This is a genomic window from Microbispora corallina (assembly GCF_016863035.1).
Lineage (GTDB): Bacteria > Actinomycetota > Actinomycetes > Streptosporangiales > Streptosporangiaceae > Microbispora > Microbispora corallina.
Map to the genome: position 1 here is coordinate 1 of NZ_BOOC01000004.1, position 24,989 is coordinate 24,989.

Here is a 24,989-nt window from a genome sequence, read left to right on the forward strand (position 1 = left end):
CCGGGGCGCGAGCCGTACCCGGCGGGACCGGACACCGCGGGAAAGGCCCGCCCTCCGGCGGGCGGCGAGCCGCCCCCGTGTGCGGCCCGTCGTCCTCGGGGCGGGTGGCCGTGCCGGGCCCGGCGAGGGTGCGTCGTCGCGGCGGACGCGGCCGCGCGCGTGGTCACGTCACACTTCTCGTCCCGATGCTCTCGGGCGATCCCGCTCCGGACAACGCGCCGGCCCGCACATGGGACGGGTGGGATGCCTTCAGGTGATCTGACCTGCGGCTTCACTTTCGTGTCGGGACGCGCTGCCATACTTCGCTGTCGGAGAGGCGCGTGCCTGAGGAGGTCGGGTGGCCGGGTCGGGGGCTGACAAGGAGTTCGCGCGCCGGCTTCGCGGGCTGAAGGAGCGCAGCGGGCGCAGCTACGAGGAGCTCGCGCGCTCGGCTTTCGTCAGCAGTTCCACGCTCCACCGGTACTGCAGCGGCCGCAGCGTGCCGCCCGACATCGGGGTGGTCGTCCGGGTCGCCAAGGAGTGCGGCGCCGGGTCGCAGGAGCTGCAGGAGCTCCTGCGCGCGTGGGCCGCCGCGGAGGCCGAGCGCCGTCCCGCCGACGGCCGCGCCGCCACCCCCGCCTCCGGCGCCGCGGCCACCGCCGGGGACTCCGGCGCCGCGGGCACGGCCACCGCCGGGGACTCCGGCACCGCCAACGCGGCCGCGGTGGCGGCGACCGGCAGCGCGGGCGCGGAGGAGATGCGGACCGTCGCCCCGCCGGCGGCCGGTGCGCCGTCTCCGCCCGGCTCCGCGACGCCGGGCGAAACCGGGCCGCTCGCGGCGGAGCCGGGCGCGCGACCGGCGAAAGGCGCGGATCCCCCGACGGCCGGGGCGGCCGTTCACGGCACGCGCGGGGGGCCGTCCTGGGCGGCGTTGCGGGGCAGGAGGGGGGTGCGGCGGCTGGCGTTGCTCGCGGCCCTCCTCGCGGTGCTGGTGTGGGCGACGGCCGGGGCGACGACCTCGCGCTCCCCGGCCGCGGACCGGGGCCGCCGGGCGCCGCAGTGGATCTCGGGCCCGAGCTGGGAGCGGGACCCGGCGCCGGTCGACCCGCGGATGTTCGGCGTCACGATCAACTCCAACACCGGGGACATGCCCGCCTTCCAGGTCGGAGCCGTGCGGTTCTGGGACAGCGGCACGCAGTGGGCCGAGGTCGAGCCGCGCCGCGGAGAGTACTCCTGGACGACGCTCGACCGCCTCGTCGCTGGCGCGGGCCGGGCCGGGCTGCCCGCCATGTACGTCTTCGGCGCCCCGCCCTCCTGGGCCGCCCCCACGGCGCCCCTCGGGCCGTACGACGACATGGCCCGCGCCGCCGCCCCCGACGACCTGGACGACTGGGACGACTTCGTCCGGGCCGTGGTGACGCGCTACCGCGGCAGGATCGAGGCCTACGAGCTGTGGGTGCTGGCCAACGACCCGCGGTTCTACAACGGCCGCGTCGAGACCCTCGTGGAGATGGCCCGCAGGGCGAGCGGCGTCATCCGCGCGACCGACCCCCGCGCCCTCGTGGTCTGCCCCGGCATGGGCCGGCTGTGGAACCCGTCGGCCGTGGAGGTGATGCGCCGGTTCGCCGCCGCCGGGGGTTACCGCTACTGCGACGCCGCGGGCGTCAAGCTGTACCAGCGCCGCGCCTCCGATCCGCCCGAGACGATGCTGGACGTCCTCCGGGTGGCCGACCGCACGCTGCACGAGGCCGGCGTCCACCCGCCGCTGTGGAACACCGGCACCACCTACGACATCCCCCTCCAGGGGTCGCTCGACGACCAGGCCGCCGTCGAGCACGCCGTGCGGTTCTACCTGGTCGGGCTGTACGGCACCGACGACAACCTGCGCCGCATGTACTTCTACAACTGGGGCGGCACGAAGATCCCGGTCGTCCTGCAGGCCGTGGGCGGCGCCCCGACCCGGGCGGCCCTGGCCGTGGAGCGCCTCCAGCGCTGGCTGTCCCACGCCCGCCTGCGGGCCTGCGGGCGCGGCCTGGCCATCGGCCTGCCGGACAACGTGTGGCAGTGCGCGTTCCTCCTCGACGGCCCGGGCGGCACGCGGCCGGCCGTCGTCCGCTGGACCCACGCCGGGACCGCCGACACGGTCGCGCCCTCCGGCGCCTCCGGGGTCGAGAGGCTCGACGGCACCCGCACCCCGGTCCGTCCCGGCGACACCGTCCGCGTGACGGGGGAGCCCGTGCTCATCGGCTGACATCGCGCCGAGGCACGGCCGCACGGTCCATCCCTTACGCCCGTATCGCCCCGATATGTAGTCACAATGCGTGATTCGTCATATTCTGTGCGTGTAAGGGACTCTTCGGGGGGAGGGTGCCGACATGCGACGCCGTACGGTGCTCGCCTTAGGGGTGCTGGCCCTGGCGGCGGGTTGCGGGACCCAGGCCCCGCCGTACCAGAGCGAGATCTCCTTGGTGGTGCCGGGGTCGTCGGGCGGGTGGGGGGACAGCGTCGCCGGGGAGTTGCGGACCCTGATCGAGGGCCGCCGGTGGGCCCGGACGGTGCGCGTCGCGGGGCAGGGCGGGGAGGGCGCGGCGGCCGTCGCGCGCTTCGTCTCCGCGGGCCGCCGGACCGACCTGCTGGTCACCGACCCCGCGCTGCTCGCCGCCGCGGCGTTGAGCGGCGCGGGCCCGCTCCTCGGCCGCACGGCGCCGCTGGCGCGGCTCGTGGGGGAGTGGGAGGTGCTGGTGACCTCGCCCGACTCGCCGTACCGCGGCTTCGACCGGCTCGCGGCCGCCCTGGTCAAGGACCCCTCGGCGGTGCCGCTCGCGGGCGGGCCCTCCGGCGGGGCCGACCACCTCCTCGCCGGCATGGTGGCCCTCGGCCTCGGGGCCGACGTGCGCCTGCTCGGCTACACGGCGTTCGACGACCGGCGGCAGGCCGTGGCGGCGGTCCTCGACGGGCGGGTGCCGCTGGCGTTCGGCACCCCGCGCGACGTGGCGGACCACGTCCGGGCCGGCCGGTTGCGGCCGCTCGCCGTGTCGTCATCCGAGCGCCTGGACGGCCTGGACGCGCCCACGCTGAGCGAGTCGGGCGTGCGGGCCGTGTACGCCGACTGGGCCGGCCTCGTCGCCCCCGCAGCGCTCACCGGAGGGGCCCGGGACGCGCTGCTCGACCTGTGCGCCGCAGTCGCCGGGTCGGCCGGGTGGCAGGGCTGCTGCGGCCGCAACGGCTGGGCGCCCATGTACCTGGCCGGCGACGACTTCGGCCGCTGGCTGTCGGACGAGGTGCGCCGGACGTCGCAGGTCCTCGACGCGCTCGGCCTGCGCTGAAGATCCTACCTCGCCGCGAGGCCCGAGACCACAACCTGTGGGGGTGGTTGCGCGGACGGGCACAAGATGTAGGATCCACTTCCGTCGCTGGTTCGCCCCCAGGGGTGAGGCAAGAGGGAACCCGGTGGAAGTCCGGGACTGCCCCGCAGCGGTGAGCGGGAACGACCGCCGTCATACGAGCACTGGGCGCGACGGCGCCTGGGAAGCGACGGCCAGTAGGACCGGCGGGCCCCGGCCCGCCGCGCCCGCGAGTCCGAAGACCTGCCGGCGACGCGCGTGGGCCCGATGCCCGCGCGCTGGTCCGCCGGGTCCCGAGGGAGGGTCCGCCGACGCCGCGCCGGGCGTGCCCCCGCGTGCGCCGAGGCATGCCCTCCTCACGGCTCCGGACGGTCGTGGAGCTCGCGAGGAGACAGCACGTGACACAGACGAACGGGGCGACGCTCGCCCGCCCGCAGGGCGGGCCGGCCGCGGCGTGGCAGGCGATCGAGGAGGCGGCGGCGGGGGTCGTCGCCGACCCGGAGAACTCGAAGACGGCCGCCCGCCTGCTGGGCGGCCTGATTGCGGACGAGACGGCCCGGCACGGCGTGCGGTCGTTCTCGGAGTCGGTGGCCGCGGCCCACGCCGAAGGGCTGCTCGACGACGGCCTGGCCGCGTTCGTGGCGGCCGAGGCCGCCGCCCTCGACGCGCTCGTCGACGAGGCCGCCGACGACCGGTTCGAGTACTTCGGCCTGCGCACCGTCTACGATCGCTACCTGCTGCGTCACCCGGTCACCCGGGGCGTGCTGGAGCGCCCGCAGCACTTCCTCCTGCGGGTGGCCTGCGGCCTGTCGTCGTCGGTCGGCGAGGCGGCCGAGCTGTACCGGCTCATGTCGTCCCTGGCGTACCTGCCCAGCTCGCCGACGCTGTTCAACTCCGGCACCCGCCGCCCGCAGCTGTCGTCGTGCTTCCTGCTCGACTCGCCGCGCGACGAGCTGGAGGGCATCTACGAGCGGTACGGCCAGGTGGCCCGGCTGTCCAAGTACGCCGGCGGCATCGGCGTGTCCTGGACCCGGGTCCGGTCCCGGGGGTCGCTCATCCGGGGCACGAACGGCCTGTCCAACGGCATCGTCCCGTGGCTGCGCACCCTCGACGCCTCGGTGGCCGCCGTCAACCAGGGCGGCCGGCGCAAGGGCGCGGCCTGCGTGTACCTGGAGACCTGGCACGCCGACGTCGAGGAGTTCCTGGAGCTGCGCGACAACACCGGTGAAGACGCCCGCCGCACCCACAACCTGAACCTCGCCAACTGGGTGCCGGACGAGTTCATGCGCCGCGTCGAGGCCGACGGGACGTGGTCGCTGTTCGACCCGAAGGAGGCCCCCGAGCTGACCGACCTGTGGGGCGAGGCGTTCGACGCCCGCTACCGGGAGCTGGAGGCGGCCGGGCGGTATGTCCGGCAGGTCCCGGCCCGCGCCCTCTACGCCCGGATGATGCGCACCCTCGCCCAGACCGGGAACGGCTGGATGACCTTCAAGGACGCGGCCAACCGCACCTCCAACCAGACGGCGCTGGACCGCAACGTCATCCACCTGTCCAACCTCTGCACCGAGATCCTCGAGGTCACGAGCGACGCCGAGACGGCCGTGTGCAACCTCGGCTCGGTCAACCTCGCCGCGCACGTCACCGCCGAGGGCGTCGACTGGGCGCGGCTGCGGGCCACCGTCCGCACCGCCGTCCGGTTCCTCGACCGGACCATCGACCTCGGCTACTACCCCACCCCCGAGGCGGAGGCGGCCAACCTCCGGTGGCGGCCGATCGGCCTCGGCGTCATGGGCCTGGCCGACGTCTTCTTCACGCTGCGGCTGCCGTTCGACGCGCCGGAGGCGCTGGCGCTGTCCACCCGCATCGCCGAGGAGATCGCGCTCGCGGCGTACGGCGCCTCCGCCGACCTCGCGGCCGAGCGCGGGCGGCACCCGTCGTACGGCGAGACCCGCGCGGCGCGCGGCGTGCTGCACCTCGACCACTACCCGGCCTCCCCGGTCCACCCCGAGGAGTGGGCGGAGTTGCGGCTGCGGATCGAGGCGACCGGGCTGCGCAACTCCCTCATGGTCGCCGTCGCGCCGACCGCGACGATCGCCTCCATCGCCGGATGCCACGAGTGCGTCGAGCCGCAGGTGTCCAACGTGTTCAAGCGGGAGACCCTGTCCGGGGAGTTCCTCCAGGTCAACCGGTACCTGGTCCGCGACCTGCGCAGGCTAGGGCTGTGGACGCGGGAGACCCGCGACGCGATCAAGACGGCCGACGGCTCGGTGCAGGGGCTGCCCGGCCTGCCGGACGACCTCAAGGCGCTGTACCGGACGGCCTGGGAGCTGCCCCAGAAGGCGCTGATCGACCTCGCCGCCGCCCGGCAGCCGTACGTCGACCAGGGCCAGTCGCTCAACCTCTTCATGGCGGCGCCCACGATCGGCAAGCTGTCGTCGATGTACGCCTACGCCTGGCGGTCGGGCCTCAAGACCACCTACTACCTGCGGTCCCGTCCCGCCACGCGGATCGCCCAGACGACCGTCCCCGCCGTACGGCCGGAGGCGGCGGCCGAGGCCGTCGCCTGCTCCCTGGAGAACCCCGAGATCTGCGAGGCCTGCCAGTGACCGAGACCATGCTCCTCGACCCCGGGATGGACCTGACCCTCCGGCCGATGCGGTACCCGGGGTTCTACGAGAGGTACCGCGCGGCCATCAGGAACACCTGGACGGTCGAGGAGGTCGACCTCCAGTCGGACCTGGCCGACCTCGCACGGCTCGGCCCGGGGGAGCGCCACCTGATCAACCGGCTCGTCGCGTTCTTCGCGACCGGCGACTCGATCGTGGCCAACAACCTCGTGCTGAACCTGTACCAGCACGTCAACGCGCCGGAGGCGCGGCTCTACCTCAGCAGGCAGCTGTTCGAGGAGGCCGTGCACGTGCAGTTCTACCTGACACTGCTGGACACCTACCTGCCCGACCACGACGAGCGGGTCAGGGCGTTCGCCGCCGTGGACCACATCCCCTCGATCCGGGACAAGGCCGAGTTCTGCTTCCGCTGGATCGACTCGATCAACGGGCTGTCGCGGCTGGAGACCCGGGAGGACCGGCGGCGGTTCCTGCTCAACCTCATCTGCTTCGCCGCCTGCATCGAGGGCCTGTTCTTCTACGGCGCCTTCGCCTACGTCTACTGGTTCCGCTCCCGCGGGCTGCTGGGCGGGCTCGCGACCGGCACCAACTGGGTGTTCCGCGACGAGTCGATGCACATGGAGTTCGCGTTCGACGTGGTCGACACCGTCCGCCGCGAGGAGCCCGGCCTGTTCGACGAGGAGCTGGCGGCCCAGGTCGTGCGCATGATGGAGGAGGCCGTGGCGGCCGAGCTCGCCTTCGCCCGGGACCTGTGCGGCGACGGCCTCGGCGGCATGACCGCGGAGCGGATGCGCGCCTACCTGGAGTACGTCGCCGACCGCCGGCTCGCCCGCCTCGGCCTGCCCGCCCGGTACGGCACCGCCAACCCGTTCGCCTTCATGGAGTTCCAGGACGTCCAGGAGCTGGCGAACTTCTTCGAGCGCAGGGTCTCGGCGTACCAGGTGGCAGTGGAGGGCGACGTGCGGCTCGACGAGTCGTTCTGAGGACGCCGACCCCCTCGTCCGTTATGGGGCTTCCATAAACGGGCAAAGGGCTCCTCATGACGACGAAAGGGGGCGCCGTCCTGTCGGTCGCGTGGAACTGGGCAACGCTGGGGATCGCCGTGGTGGCCGCCATCACGGCGGTGGAGCTGCTGCGGCGTGTGCTGAACTCGCGGCTCATCGGGGAGAGATGGGCCCTCGCCGGGCCCGTGGTGCGCCGGTGCACCTGGCCGGGGTTCGCCACGGCGGTCGTGGCCACGGCCAACGCCGTCTACACCCCCGACATGTCGGTGGCGTCCACGCAGAACCTCATCCGGCAGATGTTCACGCTGCTGCTGATCGGCTGCGTGACGTGGCTCGTCATCCAGGCCGCGTACGCGGTGACCGACGTGGTGCTCGACCGCCTCACCCGCGTGCAGGGGGAGCGCAACCGCCGGGCGCGGCGGATCCGCACCCAGATCACGCTGGTCCGCCGCGTCTCCGCGGCCGTCGTCGTGCTGGTCGCGCTGGGGGCGATGCTGTTCACCTTCCCGCAGGTGCGGGCGCTCGGGGCGGGGCTGCTCGCCTCCGCCGGCATCGCGGGCGTGGTGGCCGGCATCGCCGCCCAGTCCACGCTGGGCAACCTGCTGGCCGGGCTCCAGCTGGCCTTCAGCGACGCGCTGCGGCTCGACGACGTCGTGGTGGTGGAGGACGAGTGGGGCCGCATCGAGGAGCTGACGCTCACGTACGTGGCCCTGCGCCTGTGGGACGAGCGGCGGCTCATCCTCCCGGTGTCGTACTTCACCACCACCCCGTTCGAGAACTGGACGCGCCACGAGAGCCGCATCCTGGGCAGCGTCTACCTCCGGGTCGACTGGGCCGTGCCGGTGGAGGAGCTGCGGGCCGAGCTCTACCGGGCGCTGCGCGACAACCCGCTGTGGGACCAGAAGGACTGGACGCTCCAGGTCACCGACATCACCGCGGGCGGGCTGGTCGAGCTGCGCGCGCTGATGAGCGCCGCCGACTCGGCCAGCGCGTGGGACCTGCGCTGCGACATCCGGGAGCACCTGGTCCGGTTCGTCCGGGAGAAGTACCCCGAGAGCCTGCCGCGTCTACGGGTGGACCGGGTGTGAGCGTGGCGCCTCATTGTGCGCCCGACGCCCGCAGGACCCGGGTGCCGGCCGCGATCAGGGCGGTCGCGAGGATCCACCCGGCGGCGATCAGGCCGTTCGCCAGCCACTGCGTCCAGCCGACCGGTTCCCAGGCGGCCCGCTGCTCGAACACGCTGACCGGCACGAGCAGGTCGAGCGTGTAGGTGAACGCGTCGAAATGCCGCGACTCGTCCAGCCCGATCTGGTGGGGACGCCAGTGGGAGAAGACGCTCGTGCCCACCGCCAGCAGCAGGGCCACCCACACCCCGGCCAGCCAGGGGCGGTAGCCGTACCCGACCAGGACGTCGAGCAGCCCTCCCCACAGCCGCCCGGGCAGGCGCAGCGTCCGCCGGCGGGCCCGCTGCTTGGCCAGCAGCACCCGCCGTCCCTCCGCGTCGTGCCCGATCCTGCGGTAGTACGCCGCGAGCTCCTCGTACGGCTGGGGCCGGTAGCCGTCGGGGTCGCGGCGCAGCCACGACAGCCGCTCGGCCACCGGGGCGGGCCCCCGCAGCGAGGCGTACGTCAGGCCGTTGAGGTGCACGTGCCCGGGGTAGGCGCCGATCCGGTCGAACAGCACGCCGATCCGCGAGTAGCCGAGGTTCACCTCCCCCTCGATCGAGGACCACAGAAGGATCAGTTCCTCGACCCGCATGTGGCTCAGGTGCAGCGCGCGGTCGGGGGCCGACAGGACGGCCTCGTCGAACGACAGCACCCCCGAGATCCGTGCCCCCCGCAGGCGCACCGTGCCGTGGGCGGTGAATCCGTCGCTGAACTCGGCGGCGGTCGCCTCCATGTGGTCCGCCTGGACGGCGTGGGTCCCCGCGGAGACGATCACCGCTCGCTGGAGGTGCACGCCGCTGTTGAAGCGGGCGCCCACCAGCCGGAGGCATCCGGTGGCGCGCAGGTCGCGCAGGAAGGCGCCGCCGTCCACCGTCAGCCCGCCCGCCCACATCGCGACCGGCCCGCGGCTGCGCGGCTCCCGCCAGTCGTCCGGGGCGTCCGGCCCTGAGGACGGCTGGGCGGGGTCTCCCGCCGGGTGCGGGTCGGGCCCCGGGCGCCAGGGTACGGACGTGGTGGGGTTCAGCTGCGCGTGGGTGAGCCGGAACTGCCCGGTGATGTGTGCGTTGTCCAGGTACAGGCCCGACCGGATCGTGGAGCCGTCGAGGTCGAGCAGACCGTCGACGGTGGCGCGGCGCGCCGCGAAGCTGAGGACGTCGCACCCCCTGAGGCGAACGCCCCGGGTGCGCGTGTCGTTGAGCGACACCACGCCGGACAGGTGGCAGTCGAGCAGGTGGATCTTGGCCTCGATCGTGGCGTCCGACAGGTTGAGGTCGCCGACGATCCGCGCGCCGGCGAGGCGGACGCCCGCCACGCGCCCCGGCTCGTCGTCCCGCAGGCCCAGCAGGAGGGCGGCGATCACCTCGGCCCGCACGGTCCGGGCCCGGCCCCAGGACGCGCCCTGGGCCGGGTCGTCGCCCTCCTCGCGCAGGTCGACCCAGGCCCCGCTGGGGTAGGCCGCCCAGAGGCTCCGCTCGGCGGGGGTGAGCCAACGGAAAGGGCGTGATCTTCCCACGGGGGGACCCTACCGCCGCCCCCGCCGCCGCCCGGCCGGAGGTCCTCAGCAGTCGCAGGAGCAGCAGTCGCAATCGCAGTCGCAGCAGCAGCCGTCGCAGTCGCACGAGCAGCACTCGAAGCACCCGGAGCAGTCCGCGCACCCCGAGCAGTCGCAGCCGTCGAGGCAGCACCGCTCGGTCCACGGCGACCGGCGCTCCGGGCTCCACGGCGGCCGGTAGACGCCGCAGGTCAGGAACGTGAGGCCGCCCGCCAGCACCTTCAGCGGAACCCCCGGCCCGTCGCCGCCCCCCGGCCCGTACGGATCCGGCTCGTACGGATCGGGCTCGTAGGGGCCGGGGCCGAACGGATCACGCGCGTGGGCGTCGTGGGAGGACGCCCGGCGCGGGCCGGAGCAGCGCCGCGCCCCGGGGAAGGCCCGGCGCACGGCCCTGCGGGTCTCGTCCCGCAGCAGCGACTCGACCAGGTGCCGGTCGTCCAGGTCCAGGTCCCGTACGGCCAGGGCGAGGCCGTGCGCCGAGTCCTCGCACAGGCGCCGGGCCTCCTCCACGGAGGCGCCGGTGGCGGCGAGCGGGTTGTAGGCGCCCCGCGCCCGGTCGTCGGCCAGGTCCTCCACCGCGTCGACGAGGTGCGCGATCCTGCCGAAGTGGCGCCCGGCCTCCCGCAGCGCCTCGGCGTTGCCGGGGCGGCCGGCCAGCACCGCCGTGTGCGCGAAGGCGGCGGCCACGGCCGACTCGGTGGGCTCGGTGAGCTCCAGGAGCGTCCGGCCGGGGGAGGCCTCCAGCAGGGCCTGGCGGCCGGCGGCCTCGGTCAGCGCCGTCGCGTCGAACCCGATCGACCGCGCGCCGCGCTCGGCCGCCGCGGCCCACGAGGCGGCGAGGCCGCGGACGGGGGCGCCGGCGAACCGCCGCGCGGCGACGCCGTCCCCGTCGGCCGCGTGGTCGCGGATCTTCCCCGCGGCCAGCGCGAGCGACACCACGGCCGCGAGGCGGGCGCCCTCTGCCCGGGACGGGACCACCTCGGCCGGCCGCAGGCCGCGCAGCGCGCAGGGACCGGCCGTCCTCCGCTCGGGGGCCCCGGGGCGCTGCGCCTCGGTGAGCACGGACAGGATCAGGCCGTCGTAGTTGGTCGCGGCCCTGGCCGCCTGCCCGTGGCGGTCGCGCAGGGTCAGGCAGAGCCCGCACAGGTGGGCCCGCCAGGCCCGGGCCACCGAGGGGCAGGAGTGGTGGGCACACGGCCGGAGGATCCCGAACACCGCGCCGTCCTTGGGGGTCGTACGAACGGGATCATCCCGGTTCGCGGCGATTATGCCATCAGCCGAGGGCCCGGTTCGCCGCCCGGCACGGCCGTCTGGACAATCGAGGGGTGAATGTTACCGGTGAGTTCGCGCTCGTGATCGACGATCACGTCGCCACGCTGACCCTGAACCGTCCCGAGAAGCGCAACGCCCTCACGGCGGCCATGTGGCGGGCGCTGCCGGACATCCTGGCGGGGCTCGCCGCCGACCCCGCCGTACGGGTCCTGGTTCTCACCGGAGCCGGCGGGACTTTCTCCGCCGGTGCCGATATTTCAGAAATTGAGGGGCTTAGTGAGAACGGTGATGACACCGGACTCACGGTCGCCGCGGAGCAGGCCCTGATCGGCTTTCCGAAACCCGTCATCGCGGCCGTCTAGGGCTACTGCGTGGGCGGCGGCTGCCAGCTCGCCCTCGCCTGCGATCTCCGTCTCGCGTCGTCCGGCGCCCGCTTCGGGATCAATCCGGCGAAGCTCGGCATCGTCTACCCGATCAGCTCCACGCGGCGGCTCGCCGCGCTCGTCGGCCCGGCCGCGGCGAAGTTGCTGATCTTCTCCGCTGAGCTCGTCGACGCAGGTCAGGCCCTCCGCGTCGGCCTCGTGGACGAGGTGCTCGCGCCCGAGGAACTGCACCCGCGGGTGTACGGCCTGGCCGCCGCCATCGCCTCCCGGTCCCGGCTGACCCTCGCCGCCGCGAAGGAGATCGTCGACGGCCGCGCGGACGAGGCGGCCTTCCTCGCCTGGCAGCGCGAGGCCCGGCTCAGCGGCGAAATGGCCGAAGGTGTGGCGGCTTTCCGGGAGGGGCGTTCCCCTCGATTCTCTTGGCATGCAAAATAGGCATAAACGGGACTCGCAGTGGTAATGACCCTGTGAGGTGTGACATGTCGCAGAATCCATTCGCCAGGCTCGCGCGATGGCTGGGCCTCGACAGGAATCCGCTTCGGCGCCGGTGCGACCGGGTCGAGGCGGCCGTCCGGCTGTCCGCAGTCCTGGGCGTCCTCGCGGCCGTCGTGCTCGGCATCATGCTCGGACTGCGCGAGTACGGCCTCGGGCTCAAGGAGGAGGCCCGGCAGGCCCAGACCCGTCACCCGGTGAACGCGACGCTGGTCGAGGACGTCACCACGCCCCGCCTGTCGGCGGCCGGAGCGGCGGTCGGGCACGCGCAGGCCCACTGGACCGCGCCGGACGGCACGGTGAGGTCGGGGACGATCGACGCCTCGCCGAGCAAGCACGCGGGCGACGTCGTCGCCATCTGGACCGACCGGCACGGGACCGTCACGCCGCGGCCGCAGGACAGGGAGACGACCGTCGTCGCGGCCCTGACCGTGGGCACGGGGGTTCCGCTGGCCGCGTCGGCGTTCCTCGCGATGGTGGTGCTCAGCACCCGCGCCGTCAACCAGCGCCGGGCCCGCCGGGTGTGGGAGGCCCAGTGGACGGTGGTCGAGCCGATGTGGCGGATCAACGGCCGCTGACCCCGGGCCGCGAGGCCCGGGACGGGGTCAGCGCTCGATGATCTCGTTCTTGCCGATCACCACCACGCCGCTGCGGGTGACCGCGAAGCGCTGACGGTCGTACTCGAGGTCGAACCCGATGCGGGCGCCGTCCGGGATCACGACGTTCTTGTCGATGATCGCGCGCCGTACGATCGCGCCCCTGCCGACCTTGACGCAGCCCATCAGCACCGAGTCCTCGACGTGGGAGTGCGAGTGCAGCACCACGCCGGGGGACAGGATCGAGCGCAGGGCCGTCCCGCCGGAGACGATCACGCCGGGCGACACCAGCGACTCCAGGGCCTGGCCGACCCGGTCGCCGTCGTTGTGCACGAACTTGGCCGGCGGCAGCGGGTCGTTCCCGGTGTAGATCGGCCACCGGTCGTTGTACAGGTTGAAGACCGGGTGGACCGAGATGAGGTCCATGTTGGCCTCGTAGTAGGCGTCGAGGGTTCCGACGTCCCGCCAGTAGCCGCGGTCGCGCTCGGTCGAGCCGGGCACCACGTTGTGCGCGAAGTCGTACACCTCGGCGCCGCCGCTCTTCACGAACATCGGGATGATGTTGCCGCCGAGGTCGTGCTTGCTGCCGGGGTCGAGGGCGTCCTCGCGCAGCGCCTCGATCAGGGTCTGCGTCTTGAAGACGTAGTTGCCCATCGAGGCGAAGATCTGGTCGGGGGCGTCGGCCAGGCCCACCGCGTCCTTCGGCTTCTCGCGGAAGGCCACGATCCGCCGGCCGGCCGGGTCGGTCTCGATCACGCCGAACTGGTCGGCCAGTTCGAGCGGCTGCCGGATCGCCGCCACCGTGACGTCGGCCCCGGAGTCGATGTGCTGGTCCACCATCTGCCGCGGGTCCATGCGGTAGATGTGGTCCGCGCCGAAGACGATCACATGGTCCGGCAGCTCGTCGTAGATCAGGTTGAGGTTCTGGAACAGCGCGTCCGCCGACCCGGAGAACCAGTGCGGCCCGAGCCGCTGCTGGGCGGGGACGGGCGTGACGTAGTTGCCGAGCATGGACGACAGCCGCCAGGTGCGGGAGATGTGCCGGTCGAGGCTGTGGTTCTTGTACTGCGTCAGCACGACGATCTGCAGGTAGTTGGCGTTCGCCAGGTTGGACAGAACGAAGTCGATGAGCCGGTAGATGCCCCCGAACGGGACGGCGGGCTTGGCCCGGTCCGCGGTCAGCGGCATGAGCCGCTTCCCCTCACCACCTGCGAGCACGATCGCCAGGACCTTCATAGGCAGGACCTTAACCTGCCAAACCGCTAACAAACACCCGTGACACCGCCAAACAGGACCCGCGTGTCCCGTGAGATGACTCTAAGCTCCTCATATGCGCGTCGATCTGCTCAGTCGTGAGTATCCGCCGGAGGTGTACGGCGGCGCCGGAGTCCATGTGGAGTACCTCGCACGGGAGCTGCGCGGGCTGGCCGACGTGCGGGTCCGGTGCTTCGGCGGCCCGCGTGAGGAGCCCGGGGTGTCGGCCTACCGCGTCCCCGGCGGCCTGGCCGACGCCAACGCGGCGCTCCAGGTGCTGGGCGTCGACCTGGAGATGGCGGCCGGGTGCGAGGGCGCCGACGTCGTGCACAGCCACACCTGGTACGCCAACTTTGCCGGCCACGTGGCCAAGATGCTGTACGGCGTGCCGCACGTCATGACCACGCACAGCCTGGAGCCCCTGCGGCCGTGGAAGGCCGAGCAGCTCGGCGGCGGCTACACGCTCTCGTCCTGGGCCGAGCGGACCGCCCTCCAGTCGGCCGACGCCGTCATCGCGGTGTCCGAGGGGATGCGGCGCGACGTGCTCACGGCCTACCCCGAGGTCTCCCCAGACCGGGTCCGGGTGATCCACAACGGCATCGACACCGGGGAGTACGCCCCCTCGCACGGCACGGAGGCCCTGAAGCGGCACGGCATCGACCCGGCCCGCCCGTACGTGGTCTTCGTCGGCCGCATCACCCGGCAGAAGGGCCTGGTGCACCTCCTCCACGCGGCCCGGTCGTTCGACCCGGGCGCCCAGCTCGTGCTCTGCGCCGGCGCGCCGGACACCCCCGAGATCGCCGCGGAGGTGACCGCGCTCGTCCGGGAGCTGTCCGCGAGCCGGGAGGGGGTCGTCTGGATCTCGGAGATGCTGCCGAGGCCCGAGGTGATCCAGATCCTCACCCACGCCACCGTCTTCGTGTGCCCGTCGGTGTACGAGCCCATGGGCATCGTCAACCTGGAGGCCATGGCCTGCGAGACCGCCGTCGTGGCCACCGCGACCGGCGGCATCCCGGAGGTGGTCGCCGACGGCTCGACCGGCCTGCTCGTCCCGATCGACCAGGGCCCGGACGGCGAGCCGCACGACCCGGAGGCCTTCGCGGCCGCGCTGGCCGAGCGGGTCGGGACGGTGCTCGCCGACCCCGGCCTCGCCGCCGCCATGGGGAAGGCCGGGCGCCGGCGGGCGATCGACCACTTCTCCTGGCAGCGGATCGCCGAGCGCACCCACGAGCTCTACGCGAGCCTGACGCGCGGCTGATCCCCGATCCCGGGCCGGCGGCGGGGTCAGGCGGGGCCGCGCGGCGGGCGCCCGGGCGCGATCATGGTGATCCCCGGCGCCGCCGGAGCCGCGCCCATGGCGGCGAGCGCCGCGGGGACGTCCTCCAGGCCGACCGTCCGCGTGACGAGCAGATCGGGGCGCAGCGTCCCGGCGGCGATCATCTCCAGCATCGCCGTGTACGCGTGGGCGGCCATGCCGTGGCTGCCCACGATCTCCAGTTCGTGCGCGATCACCCGTCCCATCGGCAGCGGCGTGTCGCCCGGGAGCAGGCCCACCTGGACGTGCCGGCCCCGCCTGCGCAGGCCGCCGACGGACGCGGCGCAGGTGGCCGCGCTCCCCAGCGCGTCGATCGAGACATGCGCCCCGCCGCCTGTCGCCTCCCGCACGGCCTCGGCCACGTCCGCGCCGCCGGAAGGGTGGCGCGCCGCCCCCGCGACGTCCCCCTCGCCTGACCCGTGCCGCACCGCCTCGTCCGCGCCGCCGGACGCGGCCCGCACCTGGACGGCGGCGCCGAGGCGGGCGGCCATGTCGAGCGCGGCGGGGGAGACGTCCACGGCCACGACCCGGGCGCCCGCGGCCACCCCGATCATCACGGCCGACAGTCCCACGCCGCCGCAGCCGTGCACGGCCAGCCAGTCGCCGGGGCGCACCCGGCCCTGCGCGACCACGGCGCGGAAGGCGGTCGCGAACCGGCAGCCGAGGCTCGCCGCGGCCGGGAATCCCATGCCGTCCGGGAGCCCCACCAGGTTCACGTCGGCGTGGTCGATCGCCACCTGTTCGGCGAACGACCCCCAGTGCGTGAACCCGGGCTGCGTCTGCCGCTCGCAGACCTGCTGGTTGCCCGTGACGCACTCACGGCAGCGCCCGCAGGCGGAGACGAACGGCGTCATCACCCGGTCGCCGGGGCGCCAGCCGGTCACCTCCGGCCCCACCGCCTCCACCACGCCGGACAGCTCGTGCCCGGGCACGTGGGGGAACGCCGTGATGTCAGGATCGTGGCCCATCCAGCCGTGCCAGTCGCTGCGGCACAGGCCGGTGGCCTCGACCCTGATCACCGCGCCCGCCGGCGGGACGGCCGGATCCGCCACCTCCCGCACCTGGGGCTCCGCCCCGAACGCCTCGTACACCACAGCACGCACCCGTACGCCTCCCTCGGTCCGGGCACCAACCTAGAACCTGCGCGGGCGGGCTTCGGCGGGGAGGCCGGGGCGGGCTTCAGTAGGCTGGGCTGGTGATTGCGATCGACCGCGTCCGCATGGCCTTCACCGACCGGCACGGCGGCGTGAGCGCCGAGCCGTACGGCACCCGCAACCTGGGCGGCGGGGTCGGGGACGACCCGGCGGCGGTCGCGGAGAACCGGGCGAAGACGGCGGCCGAGCTCGGTCTCGACCGCGTCGTGTTCATGCGCCAGGTCCACGGCGCGGACGTCGCCTACGTGACCGAGCCCTTCGAAGGGGAGCCGCCCGCCCTCGACGGCGTGCTCACCGACCGGCCCGGGCTGGGGCTCGCGGTCCTGGTGGCCGACTGCGCCCCCGTTCTGGTGGCCGACCCCGTCGCCGGGCTGGTCGGCGGGGCCCACTCCGGACGACCGGGCACGGAGGCGGGGGTCGCGACGGCGCTGGTGGAGGCGATGGCGGCCCGGGGGGCGGAGCCGTCCCGGATGGTGGCGGCGATCGGCCCGGCCGCGTGCGGGCTCTGCTACGAGGTCCCGGCCGACCTGCGGGACCGGGTGGCGGCCCGGGTTCCCGAGACCCGCTCCACGACGCGGCGCGGCACGCCGGCGCTCGACATCAGGGCCGGCATCGAGGCCCAGCTGCGGCGGGCCGGGGTCGCCGACGTCCGGCACGACGCCCGCTGCACGATCGAGACATCCGGCCTGTACTCGTACCGGCGGGAGGGGCGCACCGGTCGCTTCGCCGGGTACGTCTGGCTCCTGCCGTGACCGCCCTTCGTCGCGCCTGAGCCGTCCGGGCCCTACGATCGGGCGCCATGGTGTTCACGCGGGCCGACTGGCGGCTGATCATCCTGTGCGTCGCGGCGGCCGCCGGGGCCGCCGTCACCCGGTTCGCCGGCGGCGGCCCGGTGCTGCCGTTCGTGGTCTCCGGCATCGCGCTGGCCGTGCTCGCCAGCCTGGTCGGACGCAGCGTGGAGGCCCTCGGCGACCGGCTCGGCGCGGGCGCGACCGGCGTGGTCCAGAGCGCGCTCGGGAACCTGCCCGAGCTGTTCGTGGTGCTGTTCGCGCTGCGCGACGGCCTCTACGGGGTGGCCAGCGCGTCCATCGTGGGGTCGATCCTGGCCAACGTGCTGCTCGTCCTCGGCCTGGCGTTCGTGGTCGGCGGCGTGCGGCACGGCCCGCAGCGCTTCGGGGCCGAGTCGGCCCGCACGAACAGCCTCCTGCTGGTGCTCGCGGTCTTCGCGCTGCTCGTCCCGGCGCTGACGGCGGCCCTGCACACCCCGGCGGCCGGGCACGAGCGCGGCCTGTCGATCGTGGTGTCGGTGCTGCTGCTCGGGCTGTTCGCGGCGTCCCTGCCCGCGGCGATCCGCCGCCGCTCCGCGACGCCCTCGGCCGCCGGAACGCCCGGAGCGGCTGCGGGGGAGCCCGAGGCGGCCGCCGCGCCGGGGCACCAGGGCCCGCGGTGGCCGCTCGGCGTCGCGCTCGCCATGCTGGCCGCCACGGGCGTGGGCGCCGCGTTCGTCTCCGAGTGGTTCGTGGAGGCGCTCCAGCCCGCGATGAACACGCTCGGCATCTCCCAGGCGTTCGCCGGCCTCGTCATCGTCGCCATCGCGGGCAACGCGGTCGAGAACGTGGTCGGCATCCAGCTCGCCGCCCGCAACCAGGCCGACTTCGCGCTGTCGGTGATCCTGCAGAGCCCCCTGCAGATCGCCCTCGTCGTCGCCCCGGCCCTGGTGCTGCTGTCGCCTCTGGTCGGGGCCTCGTTCACGCTCGTGCTGCCGCCCCTGCTGATCGCCGCGCTCGTCATCGCCGTCCTCGTCACCGTCATCGTCGTGCTCGACGGCGAGTCGACGTGGCTGGAGGGCGCCACGCTCATCGTGCTGTACTGCGTCATCGCCGCCGCCTTCTGGTGGGGCTGACGACGGCGGGGCACGCCCGGCCTCAGCCGCGGGCCCGGGGGTCGAGCCCCGTGAGCGCCTTGCGGGCCAGCGCGTGCAGCGTGCGCCGCTCCTCCTCGTCCAGCGCGGCCAGGACCTCGTCCCGTACGGCTCCCGCGTCGGCGATGGCCGCGTCCAGCGTGGCCCGCCCCTCGTCCGTCACGGCCACCCGGTAGCGGCGCCGGTCGGAGGGGTCGCGGCGGCGCTCGGCCAGCCGCAGCGGCACCAGCGTGTCCATGACCGCGACCAGGTCGCTCGGGTCGATGCCCAGCCGCTCGCCCAGCTCCCGCTGCGACGCCGGGCCGTAGTCGCGCAGCGCGGCGAGCACGGCGAAGTCCCACAGCCCGAGGCCGTGCTCCCGGAGCCGTTCGCCCATCCGCCGCCGCCCGGCCACGCCCACCTTCGACAGCAGGAACGCCGTGACGCCGAGCAGGGACGGAGGCAGTTGCGGCACGTCGCTCATCCCGGCAGGATAGGGCATGGCCAATAGTTGGTGAACACCAAGGATTTTGTCATGGACACTCTGTACCCCCGGGTCCTCGCGACCCGGTTCTCCGACTGCTTCCGCTTCTACGACGGCCTGCTCACCGAGGTCGCCGGCGCGCGCCTGGTGAAGGGCGCCGCGGACGGGACGTACGCCAACTGGGACCGCGGGCCGGAGGCCGTGCTCGCCCTGGTGGACCGGTCGCTGCTGGCACGGGTGACCGGGATGGCCCTCGGCGGAGGAGACGGCGACGGGGCCATGCTGGTCCTCACCGTGGACGACGTCGAGCGGGCCGCCGAGGTGGCCGCGGCGCACGGCGGGCAGGTGGTCGTGCCCCCCGGCGACCGGCCGGAATGGGGGCCGACCTGCCGCACCGCCCACCTGCGCGACCCCGACGGCAACCTGCTGGAACTCCAGTCGTACTAGGGCCTGCGCGGAGTCGTACGGTGAAGGGCTGACGGCCGGCTTCCCCCGGCCGGCGCCCTCGCCGGGCCCGGGACGCGGACATGCTGGGTGAGGAAGAGGGCCGCGCGGTCCAGTGCCTCGTCGGCCTCGTCGAGGACGCCGGCGAACGACTGGAACACGTGGGGGACGTCGGCGGTGACGTCCAGGACGACGTCCACTCCGGCGGCTCTGGCGCGTTCGGCCATGCGCGTGGAGTCGTCCAGGAGCACTTCGTTGGTGCCGGCCTGCAGGAGCATCGGCGGGAAACCGGTCAGGTCGGCGAGGACGGCCGGGCTGAGCAGAGGGTGGGCCGGATCCTGCCCCGCGAGGTACATGCGTCCGGTGTGTTCCAGGGTCTCGCGCGTGAAGAAGGGGTCGAGACCGGCTTTGGTGTCCATGCTCCCGCCCGTCCGTGTGGCGTCGAGTCCGGGGGAGAACGCCACGATCGCCGCGGGCGTCGGAAGGCCCGCGTCGCGAGCGGCAAGGCAGGCGGTGACGGTGAGGCCGCCGCCGGCGGAGTCCCCGGCGAACGCGACGGCGGACGGGTCCTCGCCGCCATCGAGCAGCGCGCGGTAGGCGCTCAGCGCGTCGTCGATCGCGGCCGGGAACGGGTGCTCGGGGGCGAGCCGGTAGGCCGGCGAGAAGGCGCGGAACCCGGTCCTGGCCACCAGGTTCCCCGTCAGCGACAGCGCCGTCTCAGGTGAACCGAACACGTAGCCGCCGCCGTGGAAGTACAGGATCGTCCCGCCGCGCGGGCCGCCATCCGGTTCGACGAGCAGTGCGGGATGGGGGCCGAGCGTCGTGGCCGAGGTGCGGATCCCGTCCGGGACGATCATCTGGGCCATCATCGCCCTGAATCCGGCCCGGAGCTCCTCAACCGGTCGAGGGCCCTCGGGCCGGGGCTGCCGCAGCATCGCGTCGATCATCGCACGCTGTTCCCTGCTCATCACTGCTCCCGTCGTAAGTAGATGCCGCTACACTATATGCCGTGGCATATAAATCGAACGACGTGACCGGCGATCTCATGGGCCTGTTCGCCGACCTCGTCCGGTGCGAGACGCGTCTGTACAACGCCCTCAACGACCGCCTGCGCGAACGGCACGGGATCGTCGCGTCGCAGTTCGAGTTCCTGCGCCACCTCCGCGACCATCCCGGGTCCCGGGTGGCGGACCTCGCCGCCGAGTTCGCGGTCGGCATCGGCGCGACCAGCAAGGGCGTCGACCGTCTGGAGAAGCAGGGATGGGTCCTCCGGCAGCCGAATCCATCGGATCGCCGCTCGTCGCTGCTGGCCCTGACCGGCGCGGGATCGACGCTGGTCGACGCGGCGGAGGCCACCTTCGCCGAGCGGCTGACCGAGCTGATCGGCGACACTCTCGACGTGTCCGCGATGCCGGCTGTCGCGCGGGCCCTCTCGGGGCTTCGCTCCGTGCTGGAACGCGACCAGATCGGCATGCCCACAGGCTGACCCGCGTACGCGAACCGGCTGCCCCCACGACCATCGCCGGGCAGCGCCGGCCCCCAGCTGCGGGACGGCTTGCAGCGGGCTTGCACGGCGGCGGGCAAGCGGGGATCAAGGGGGCTGCAGGCGGGGGCGCCTATCACTGAGGTGCACGGCCCCGGCGGCACACGGCCAGACGGGGAACCACACACAGGAGACCCCAATGAAGCGCACCCTTCTCGGTCTGGCCGCCGCCGCGATCGCGGGCCTCGGCGTCACCGTCCCCGCCACGCTCATGGCCGGCCCCGCCTCCGCCACCGGCGACTTCGGCCCCGACACCTGCCTGCAGGGCTACGTCTGGCGCGAGGCCCGCACCGGCGACGTCGTCTGCGTCACCTCCGCGGTCCGGGCCCAGGCCGCCGCCGACAACAGCGTCCGCGCGAGCCGCTGGACCTCCGGCCCGTTCGGCCCGCACACCTGCGTCAACGGCTACGTCTGGCGCGAGGCCTTCACCGGCGACGACGTCTGCGTGCTCCCGTCGGTGCGCAGCCAGGCGCTGTCCGACAACGCCCGGGCGGCCGACCGCAAGGTCTCGGCCCGCCTGTGGATCTCCAAGTACACGATCCCGCCGCACGACAACGGCGACGGCACCTCCACCAGCACCTCGGTGGACGACATCCCGCGGCTCAAGCTGAACGGCGACCACTACAACTTCAGCCAGGTCCGGCTCTACATCCGCTACAACACGGGCCGCCTGTTCTGGAGCGGCTCGGTCACCGCCTCGGCCCACGCCGGGTTCGCCGGCGGCAGCTTCGGCAAGAAGACCGGCGTCTTCGACTGCACCGCCCCCGGCCGTCCCGCGAACGGCTACGCGCAGGCGTACGACGTGATCTCCGGCCGCTGGTCGGCGCGCGTCCCGGTCCGCGTCGGCTGCGCCGTCCTCTGACCGCCCGCACAGACGGCCGCGACGTCCTCGGCCGCTCACATAGATGGAGGGACCGGTCCCCACGGGGGCCGGTCCCTCGTCCTTTCTGCGGTTTTCGACCATGTTCGACGCCGGATGTTCCAAAGGTCATCTCGGGGGTAGTCGCTGCCGGTGCGGCACCGCCGACGCCGCCGGACCGCGACCCGGCGACGTCGGCGGTGCCCTCCCCCCGACGATGTGAGGACGACATGGGAACCGCGACAACGGTGCCGGAGACCCGGAGGATGAGCGGCGACGAGCTCTCCGCGGACGACGCCTACGCATCCATCAAGCGGTACGGCGGCTGGCACCTCATCCGCGACTCGTACATCCGGTTCCGCTACGGCGACGGCGTCAGCCACGCCCGGGCGCTGGCGTTCCAGATATGCCTGGCGATCATCCCCGGCGCCATCGCCATCGTGGGCCTCAGCTCGGTGCTGCACCAGGAAAGCCTGGGACGGCTCCTGGAGCTGACCCTGCGCCGCCTGACACCCGGAGCCGGTTCACAGGTGATCCGGGAGACGCTGTCGCAGAGCCATCGCTCGGGCGCGGGGGAGTCCCTCGCCCTCTGGTTCGGCCTGCTGACCGCCCTGGTGTCGCTGACCACGGCGATGGCGCAGTTCGAGCGCGGCGCCAACCGCATCTACGGCATCGAGCGCGACCGGCCGTTCAAGCAGAAGTACGGCAACGCCCTGCTGATGGCGGTGACGGCGGGCGTCCTGATGAGCGTCGGCTTCGTCGTCCTGGTGGGCGGCGGGGCCGTCGGGGAGGCGGCGGCCAAGGTCTACGGCTGGAGCCAGACGACCGAGGCGGTCTTCGGCTGGCTGCGGTGGCCGGTCGGCTTCCTGCTCGCCGTCCTGTCGATCTCGGTGCTGTTCCGCTCCTCGCCGCGGCGCCGCCAGCCCGGCCACACCTGGCTCGCCGTCGGCGCCACCGTGGCCGTCCTGCTGTGGATGCTGCTCACCTGGCTGCTCGCCCTCTACACCGCGAGCAGCGGCACGTTCGGCGCGACGTACGGCCCGCTGACGGCCGTCATGGCGCTGCTGCTGTGGTCGTTCCTCAGCTCGATGGCGCTGCTGCTCGGCCTCTCGTTCGCCGCGCAACTGGAGGCCTGCCGGGCGGGGCTGGACGAGCCGGTCACGCCCGATCCGGGGTCGGGCCCCACCGCCCGCGAGGACCGCCGGCAGGTGGTGACGGCCCGGTGAACGACTGGCTGCGCAGGCGCTTCGACCCTGAGCGGCGGCTCGGGCTGCGGCTGACGGTGGCGAGCGGCGCGCTGGCGCTGGTGGCGGTGCCGTTCATGCTGCTGCTGGTGCTCGTCAAGACGGCGTCCGAGCCGCTGAACCGGATCGACCAGGGCGCCGCGGAGAGGCTGCACGCCCAGGCCGTCGCCCACCCGTCGTTCGCCCGGGCGATGGAGCTGGTCAGCGACGTGTTCGGCCCGTTGACCTGGCGGATAGCGGTCGGCGCGGCGGTGGCCTGGCTGCTGTACCGCCGGGCCTACCACCTGGCGCTGTGGGCCGCCACCACGATCACCGTGGGGGGCCTGCTCGGCCTGGCCGTCAAGGTGGTCGTGGCCCGCGCGCGCCCGCACCTGCCGGACCCCGTCGCGCTCGCGCCGGGCGCCTCGTTCCCGTCCGGGCACACGGTGAACGCCACGCTGGGCGCCGGGATCCTGCTGCTGCTCGCGCTGCCCCTGGTGCGGGAGCGGGGCAGGGCCGTCGTCTGGGCGCTCGCCGTGCTGATCCCGCTGGCCGTGGGCTTCAGCCGGATCGCGCTCGGCGTGCACTGGTTCAGCGACGTGGTCGCCGGGCTCGTGCTGGGGGTCGCCGTCGTGGCGGCGACGTCGGCCGCGTTCGAGACGTGGCGCAGAGACGTGGGCCGCCGGCCGGTCGAGCCGTACAAGGAGGGCGTCGGCCGTGAGGCGCGCCGGGATCTGCTACCTGAAGGAGGAGATCGGATTGGCCGGTGATCGTGAGCTCGTCCGGGACGATCAGGCCCCGCCCGGGGTCGTGGCCGGGCAGGCCGCGCGGCGGGTGCTGCTGCCGCTCGTGGTGATGGCCCTGGTGACGCTGGGACTGGGGTTGCTGATCACCCGGGTCCTCGGGCACTCCGCGCTCATCGCGGGAGACGAGGCGTTCAGCCGGGAGGTCGCGCAGGAGCGCACCCCGTTCTGGAACCAGCTGACCCACTACGGCTCGATGCTCTCCGACACGCCGGTGATCATCGTGCTCACCGCCGTCGCGGTGATCGTCTTCCGGCTGGTCTTCCGCCGCTGGCGCGAGGGGGTCTTCCTCGTCCTGGTGGTCTGCGCCCAGTCGGCGATCTTCCTGCTGGCCACCGTGTTCGCGCAGCGGCCGCGGCCGCACGTGCCGCACCTGGACCCGGCGCCCCCCACGTCCAGCTACCCGTCCGGGCACACCAGCGCCGCCGTCGCGTTCTACTGCGGGGTCGCCCTGGTGCTCACCCTGCACACGTACCGGCACGCGATCCTCAACGCGGTGTGGTGGCTGCTCGGCGCGGGCGCGCCGCTGACGGTCGGGGCGTCGCGGATCTACCGCGGCATGCACCACCTGACCGACGTCGGCTGGGGCCTCGTGCTCGGCGTCTTCTGCCTCATCGTGGTCGGGCAGGCGATCCTGCTCCGGCCGATCCCCGCCCTCTCGTGGCGGGCACGCCGCACCCCGGTCGTCGAGAGTCCCAGGGCCGGGGCCGCCGCCCGCTGACGCCTCGCCGCATCACCGTCCGCCGCGCACGACCCGAAGGGTGGCGCGGCGGACGCGTGTCCGGGCGCGTCGTCAGACGGCCAGACGGCCAGACGGCCAGACGGCCAGACGGGTCAGGCGGTCGGGCTGCCGGTGAGGCGGCAGGCGTCGGCCCAGCGCGCCGCGTCGACGGCGGGCTCCGCGTCCGCCGGGTGGACCAGCGTCCGGCAGTCCTCGACGGCGCCGGCCAGCAGGTCGCGCAGCAACGGGTCCGGGTCGGGCACGCACGCCTGCGCGATCCCCCGTACGGCGAGCTGCACCGTGTTGGGCGCGGCGTACCGGCGGAAGCCCTTCGCGGAGATCCGCACGCCCCGGCCGAACGTGTACGCCCAGCGGGCCGCGTCGGGCACCTGCGCCAGCGCCTCCCGGCTGCGCTCCTCCAGCCGCACCGGCCGGTCGTCGAGCTGCGCGAGCACGTGCTCGGCCGACAGGATCGACACGGCCATGGCGAGCTGGCGCTCGTGCGCGACCACCGGCAGCGACTCGGTGGCGCAGCGCAGCGCGATCCGGACGTCGATCCGCGGGTCGTCGCCGGTCAGCCCGATCACGGACGGGATCAGCGCGGCCAGCCGATGCCGGGCGGCGTCCGTCGTGTGGTCGTTGACGAGGCGGGCGAGCCCGGCGAGCAGCGGGTGCGTGCACGCGGGGTGGTCGCTCCACCGCTCACCGGCGAGGTAGGACGCGAACTCCATGAAGCAGGCACCCTTGCTGGGGTTGCGATGCTTGCCGCGCGAGAGCATCGGCATTGCCTGAGGCGTGTGACCGTGCACGAGCTACTCCACCAGAATCGCCCATCATGTCTCATTCCAGTGTGCGCTCACCGAGGGGCGTTGAG

General features: G+C 73.8%; 22 protein-coding genes, 1 pseudogene and 1 riboswitch. Of the genes and pseudogenes, 16 read left to right on the plus strand and 7 right to left on the minus strand.

Features of this window, described 5'->3' with window-relative positions; translation table 11 throughout:
- Positions 1-337 precede the first annotated feature (337 nt).
- From Mco01_RS07430 to Mco01_RS07450, 5 genes are all read left to right on the plus strand, one after another.
- Positions 338-2,230 (plus strand): helix-turn-helix domain-containing protein, encoded by a 1,893-nt coding sequence (locus Mco01_RS07430; protein ID WP_204056155.1) that lies wholly within the window; start codon positions 338-340, stop codon positions 2,228-2,230.
- A gap of 124 nt (positions 2,231-2,354) precedes the next feature.
- The gene (locus Mco01_RS07435; protein WP_204056156.1) at positions 2,355-3,305 is read left to right on the plus strand and encodes a Bug family tripartite tricarboxylate transporter substrate binding protein; all 951 of its coding nucleotides are present in this window, start codon (positions 2,355-2,357) and stop codon (positions 3,303-3,305) included.
- A gap of 71 nt (positions 3,306-3,376) precedes the next feature.
- Positions 3,377-3,588: riboswitch (cobalamin riboswitch) on the plus strand.
- A 133-nt stretch (positions 3,589-3,721) separates the two neighbouring features.
- Positions 3,722-5,929: a ribonucleoside-diphosphate reductase subunit alpha gene (locus tag Mco01_RS07440; RefSeq protein ID WP_239103416.1), complete on the plus strand. Its 2,208-nt coding sequence runs from the start codon at positions 3,722-3,724 to the stop codon at positions 5,927-5,929.
- Positions 5,926-6,933 carry a ribonucleotide-diphosphate reductase subunit beta gene (locus Mco01_RS07445; protein WP_239103417.1) on the plus strand — a complete coding sequence of 336 codons (1,008 nt, stop codon included), beginning with the start codon at positions 5,926-5,928 and terminating at the stop codon, positions 6,931-6,933. The genes Mco01_RS07440 and Mco01_RS07445 overlap by 4 nt, the downstream gene beginning before the upstream one ends.
- A gap of 56 nt (positions 6,934-6,989) precedes the next feature.
- Entirely contained in the window at positions 6,990-8,042 is a 1,053-nt protein-coding gene (locus Mco01_RS07450; RefSeq protein ID WP_204056158.1) for a mechanosensitive ion channel family protein, read from the plus strand.
- A 10-nt stretch (positions 8,043-8,052) separates the two neighbouring features.
- Here Mco01_RS07450 and Mco01_RS07455 read toward each other — a convergent pair whose 3' ends face one another.
- Together Mco01_RS07455 and Mco01_RS07460 are read right to left on the minus strand one after the other, a co-directional pair.
- A complete protein-coding gene (locus Mco01_RS07455; protein WP_204056159.1) occupies positions 8,053-9,633 on the minus strand; it encodes a hypothetical protein in 1,581 nt (526 codons plus the stop codon).
- Positions 9,634-9,678: 45 nt separating this feature from the next.
- Positions 9,679-10,887: a DUF5685 family protein gene (locus Mco01_RS07460; protein ID WP_204056160.1), complete on the minus strand. Its 1,209-nt coding sequence runs from the start codon at positions 10,885-10,887 to the stop codon at positions 9,679-9,681.
- A gap of 137 nt (positions 10,888-11,024) precedes the next feature.
- Here Mco01_RS07460 and Mco01_RS07465 point away from each other — a divergent pair.
- A pseudogene (locus tag Mco01_RS07465) lies at positions 11,025-11,762 on the plus strand (enoyl-CoA hydratase/isomerase family protein).
- 44 nt (positions 11,763-11,806) lie between these two features.
- Positions 11,807-12,397 carry an Rv1733c family protein gene (locus Mco01_RS07470; RefSeq protein ID WP_204056161.1) on the plus strand — a complete coding sequence of 197 codons (591 nt, stop codon included), beginning with the start codon at positions 11,807-11,809 and terminating at the stop codon, positions 12,395-12,397.
- 27 nt (positions 12,398-12,424) lie between these two features.
- On the opposite strand, the gene glgC is transcribed toward Mco01_RS07470, so the two are convergent.
- Positions 12,425-13,684, minus strand: a complete 1,260-nt coding sequence (gene glgC, locus Mco01_RS07475; RefSeq protein ID WP_275410472.1) for a glucose-1-phosphate adenylyltransferase — start codon at positions 13,682-13,684, stop codon at positions 12,425-12,427.
- A gap of 61 nt (positions 13,685-13,745) precedes the next feature.
- Between glgC and glgA the strand changes: the two genes are divergently transcribed.
- Positions 13,746-14,927 carry a glycogen synthase gene (glgA, locus tag Mco01_RS07480; RefSeq protein WP_204056163.1) on the plus strand — a complete coding sequence of 394 codons (1,182 nt, stop codon included), beginning with the start codon at positions 13,746-13,748 and terminating at the stop codon, positions 14,925-14,927.
- Between the two features lie 26 nt (positions 14,928-14,953).
- On the opposite strand, the gene Mco01_RS07485 is transcribed toward glgA, so the two are convergent.
- Positions 14,954-16,087 (minus strand): alcohol dehydrogenase catalytic domain-containing protein, encoded by a 1,134-nt coding sequence (locus Mco01_RS07485; protein ID WP_204056164.1) that lies wholly within the window; start codon positions 16,085-16,087, stop codon positions 14,954-14,956.
- A 116-nt stretch (positions 16,088-16,203) separates the two neighbouring features.
- Here Mco01_RS07485 and pgeF point away from each other — a divergent pair, with 116 nt between their 5' ends.
- Entirely contained in the window at positions 16,204-16,890 is a 687-nt protein-coding gene (gene pgeF, locus Mco01_RS07490) for a peptidoglycan editing factor PgeF (protein ID WP_204056212.1), read from the plus strand.
- Positions 16,891-16,937: 47 nt separating this feature from the next.
- Positions 16,938-18,041, plus strand: coding sequence for a calcium/proton exchanger (gene cax / locus Mco01_RS07495; protein WP_204056165.1), 1,104 nt, complete (start codon positions 16,938-16,940; stop codon positions 18,039-18,041).
- A 22-nt stretch (positions 18,042-18,063) separates the two neighbouring features.
- On the opposite strand, the gene Mco01_RS07500 is transcribed toward cax, so the two are convergent.
- Positions 18,064-18,522 (minus strand): MarR family winged helix-turn-helix transcriptional regulator, encoded by a 459-nt coding sequence (locus tag Mco01_RS07500; RefSeq protein ID WP_204056166.1) that lies wholly within the window; start codon positions 18,520-18,522, stop codon positions 18,064-18,066.
- 51 nt (positions 18,523-18,573) lie between these two features.
- On the opposite strand from Mco01_RS07500, the gene Mco01_RS07505 reads away from it, so the two are divergent.
- Complete coding sequence (locus Mco01_RS07505; RefSeq protein WP_204056167.1) at positions 18,574-18,969, plus strand: VOC family protein; 396 nt, start codon at positions 18,574-18,576, stop codon at positions 18,967-18,969.
- Here Mco01_RS07505 and Mco01_RS07510 read toward each other — a convergent pair.
- Positions 18,966-19,934, minus strand: a complete 969-nt coding sequence (locus Mco01_RS07510) for an alpha/beta hydrolase (protein ID WP_204056168.1) — start codon at positions 19,932-19,934, stop codon at positions 18,966-18,968. The two genes, Mco01_RS07505 and Mco01_RS07510, sit on opposite strands and share 4 nt — an antisense overlap.
- A 41-nt stretch (positions 19,935-19,975) precedes the next feature.
- Here Mco01_RS07510 and Mco01_RS07515 point away from each other — a divergent pair, with 41 nt between their 5' ends.
- The 5 genes from Mco01_RS07515 (at position 19,976) to Mco01_RS07535 (ending at position 24,115) form a co-directional block, all read left to right on the plus strand.
- Entirely contained in the window at positions 19,976-20,452 is a 477-nt protein-coding gene (locus Mco01_RS07515) for a MarR family winged helix-turn-helix transcriptional regulator (RefSeq protein WP_204056169.1), read from the plus strand.
- Positions 20,453-20,648: 196 nt separating this feature from the next.
- On the plus strand, positions 20,649-21,371 hold the full coding sequence (locus Mco01_RS07520; protein WP_204056170.1) for a hypothetical protein: 723 nt from the start codon (positions 20,649-20,651) through the stop codon (positions 21,369-21,371).
- A gap of 227 nt (positions 21,372-21,598) precedes the next feature.
- The gene (locus Mco01_RS07525) at positions 21,599-22,594 is read left to right on the plus strand and encodes a YihY/virulence factor BrkB family protein (protein WP_204056171.1); all 996 of its coding nucleotides are present in this window, start codon (positions 21,599-21,601) and stop codon (positions 22,592-22,594) included.
- Entirely contained in the window at positions 22,591-23,361 is a 771-nt protein-coding gene (locus Mco01_RS07530) for a phosphatase PAP2 family protein (protein ID WP_239103418.1), read from the plus strand. Before Mco01_RS07525 ends, Mco01_RS07530 begins: the two co-directional genes overlap by 4 nt.
- Positions 23,309-24,115 carry a phosphatase PAP2 family protein gene (locus tag Mco01_RS07535; protein ID WP_204056172.1) on the plus strand — a complete coding sequence of 269 codons (807 nt, stop codon included), beginning with the start codon at positions 23,309-23,311 and terminating at the stop codon, positions 24,113-24,115. The genes Mco01_RS07530 and Mco01_RS07535 overlap by 53 nt, the downstream gene beginning before the upstream one ends.
- A 113-nt stretch (positions 24,116-24,228) precedes the next feature.
- Here Mco01_RS07535 and Mco01_RS07540 read toward each other — a convergent pair whose 3' ends face one another.
- Positions 24,229-24,900: a hypothetical protein gene (locus tag Mco01_RS07540; RefSeq protein WP_204056173.1), complete on the minus strand. Its 672-nt coding sequence runs from the start codon at positions 24,898-24,900 to the stop codon at positions 24,229-24,231.
- Positions 24,901-24,989: the final 89 nt, after the last annotated feature.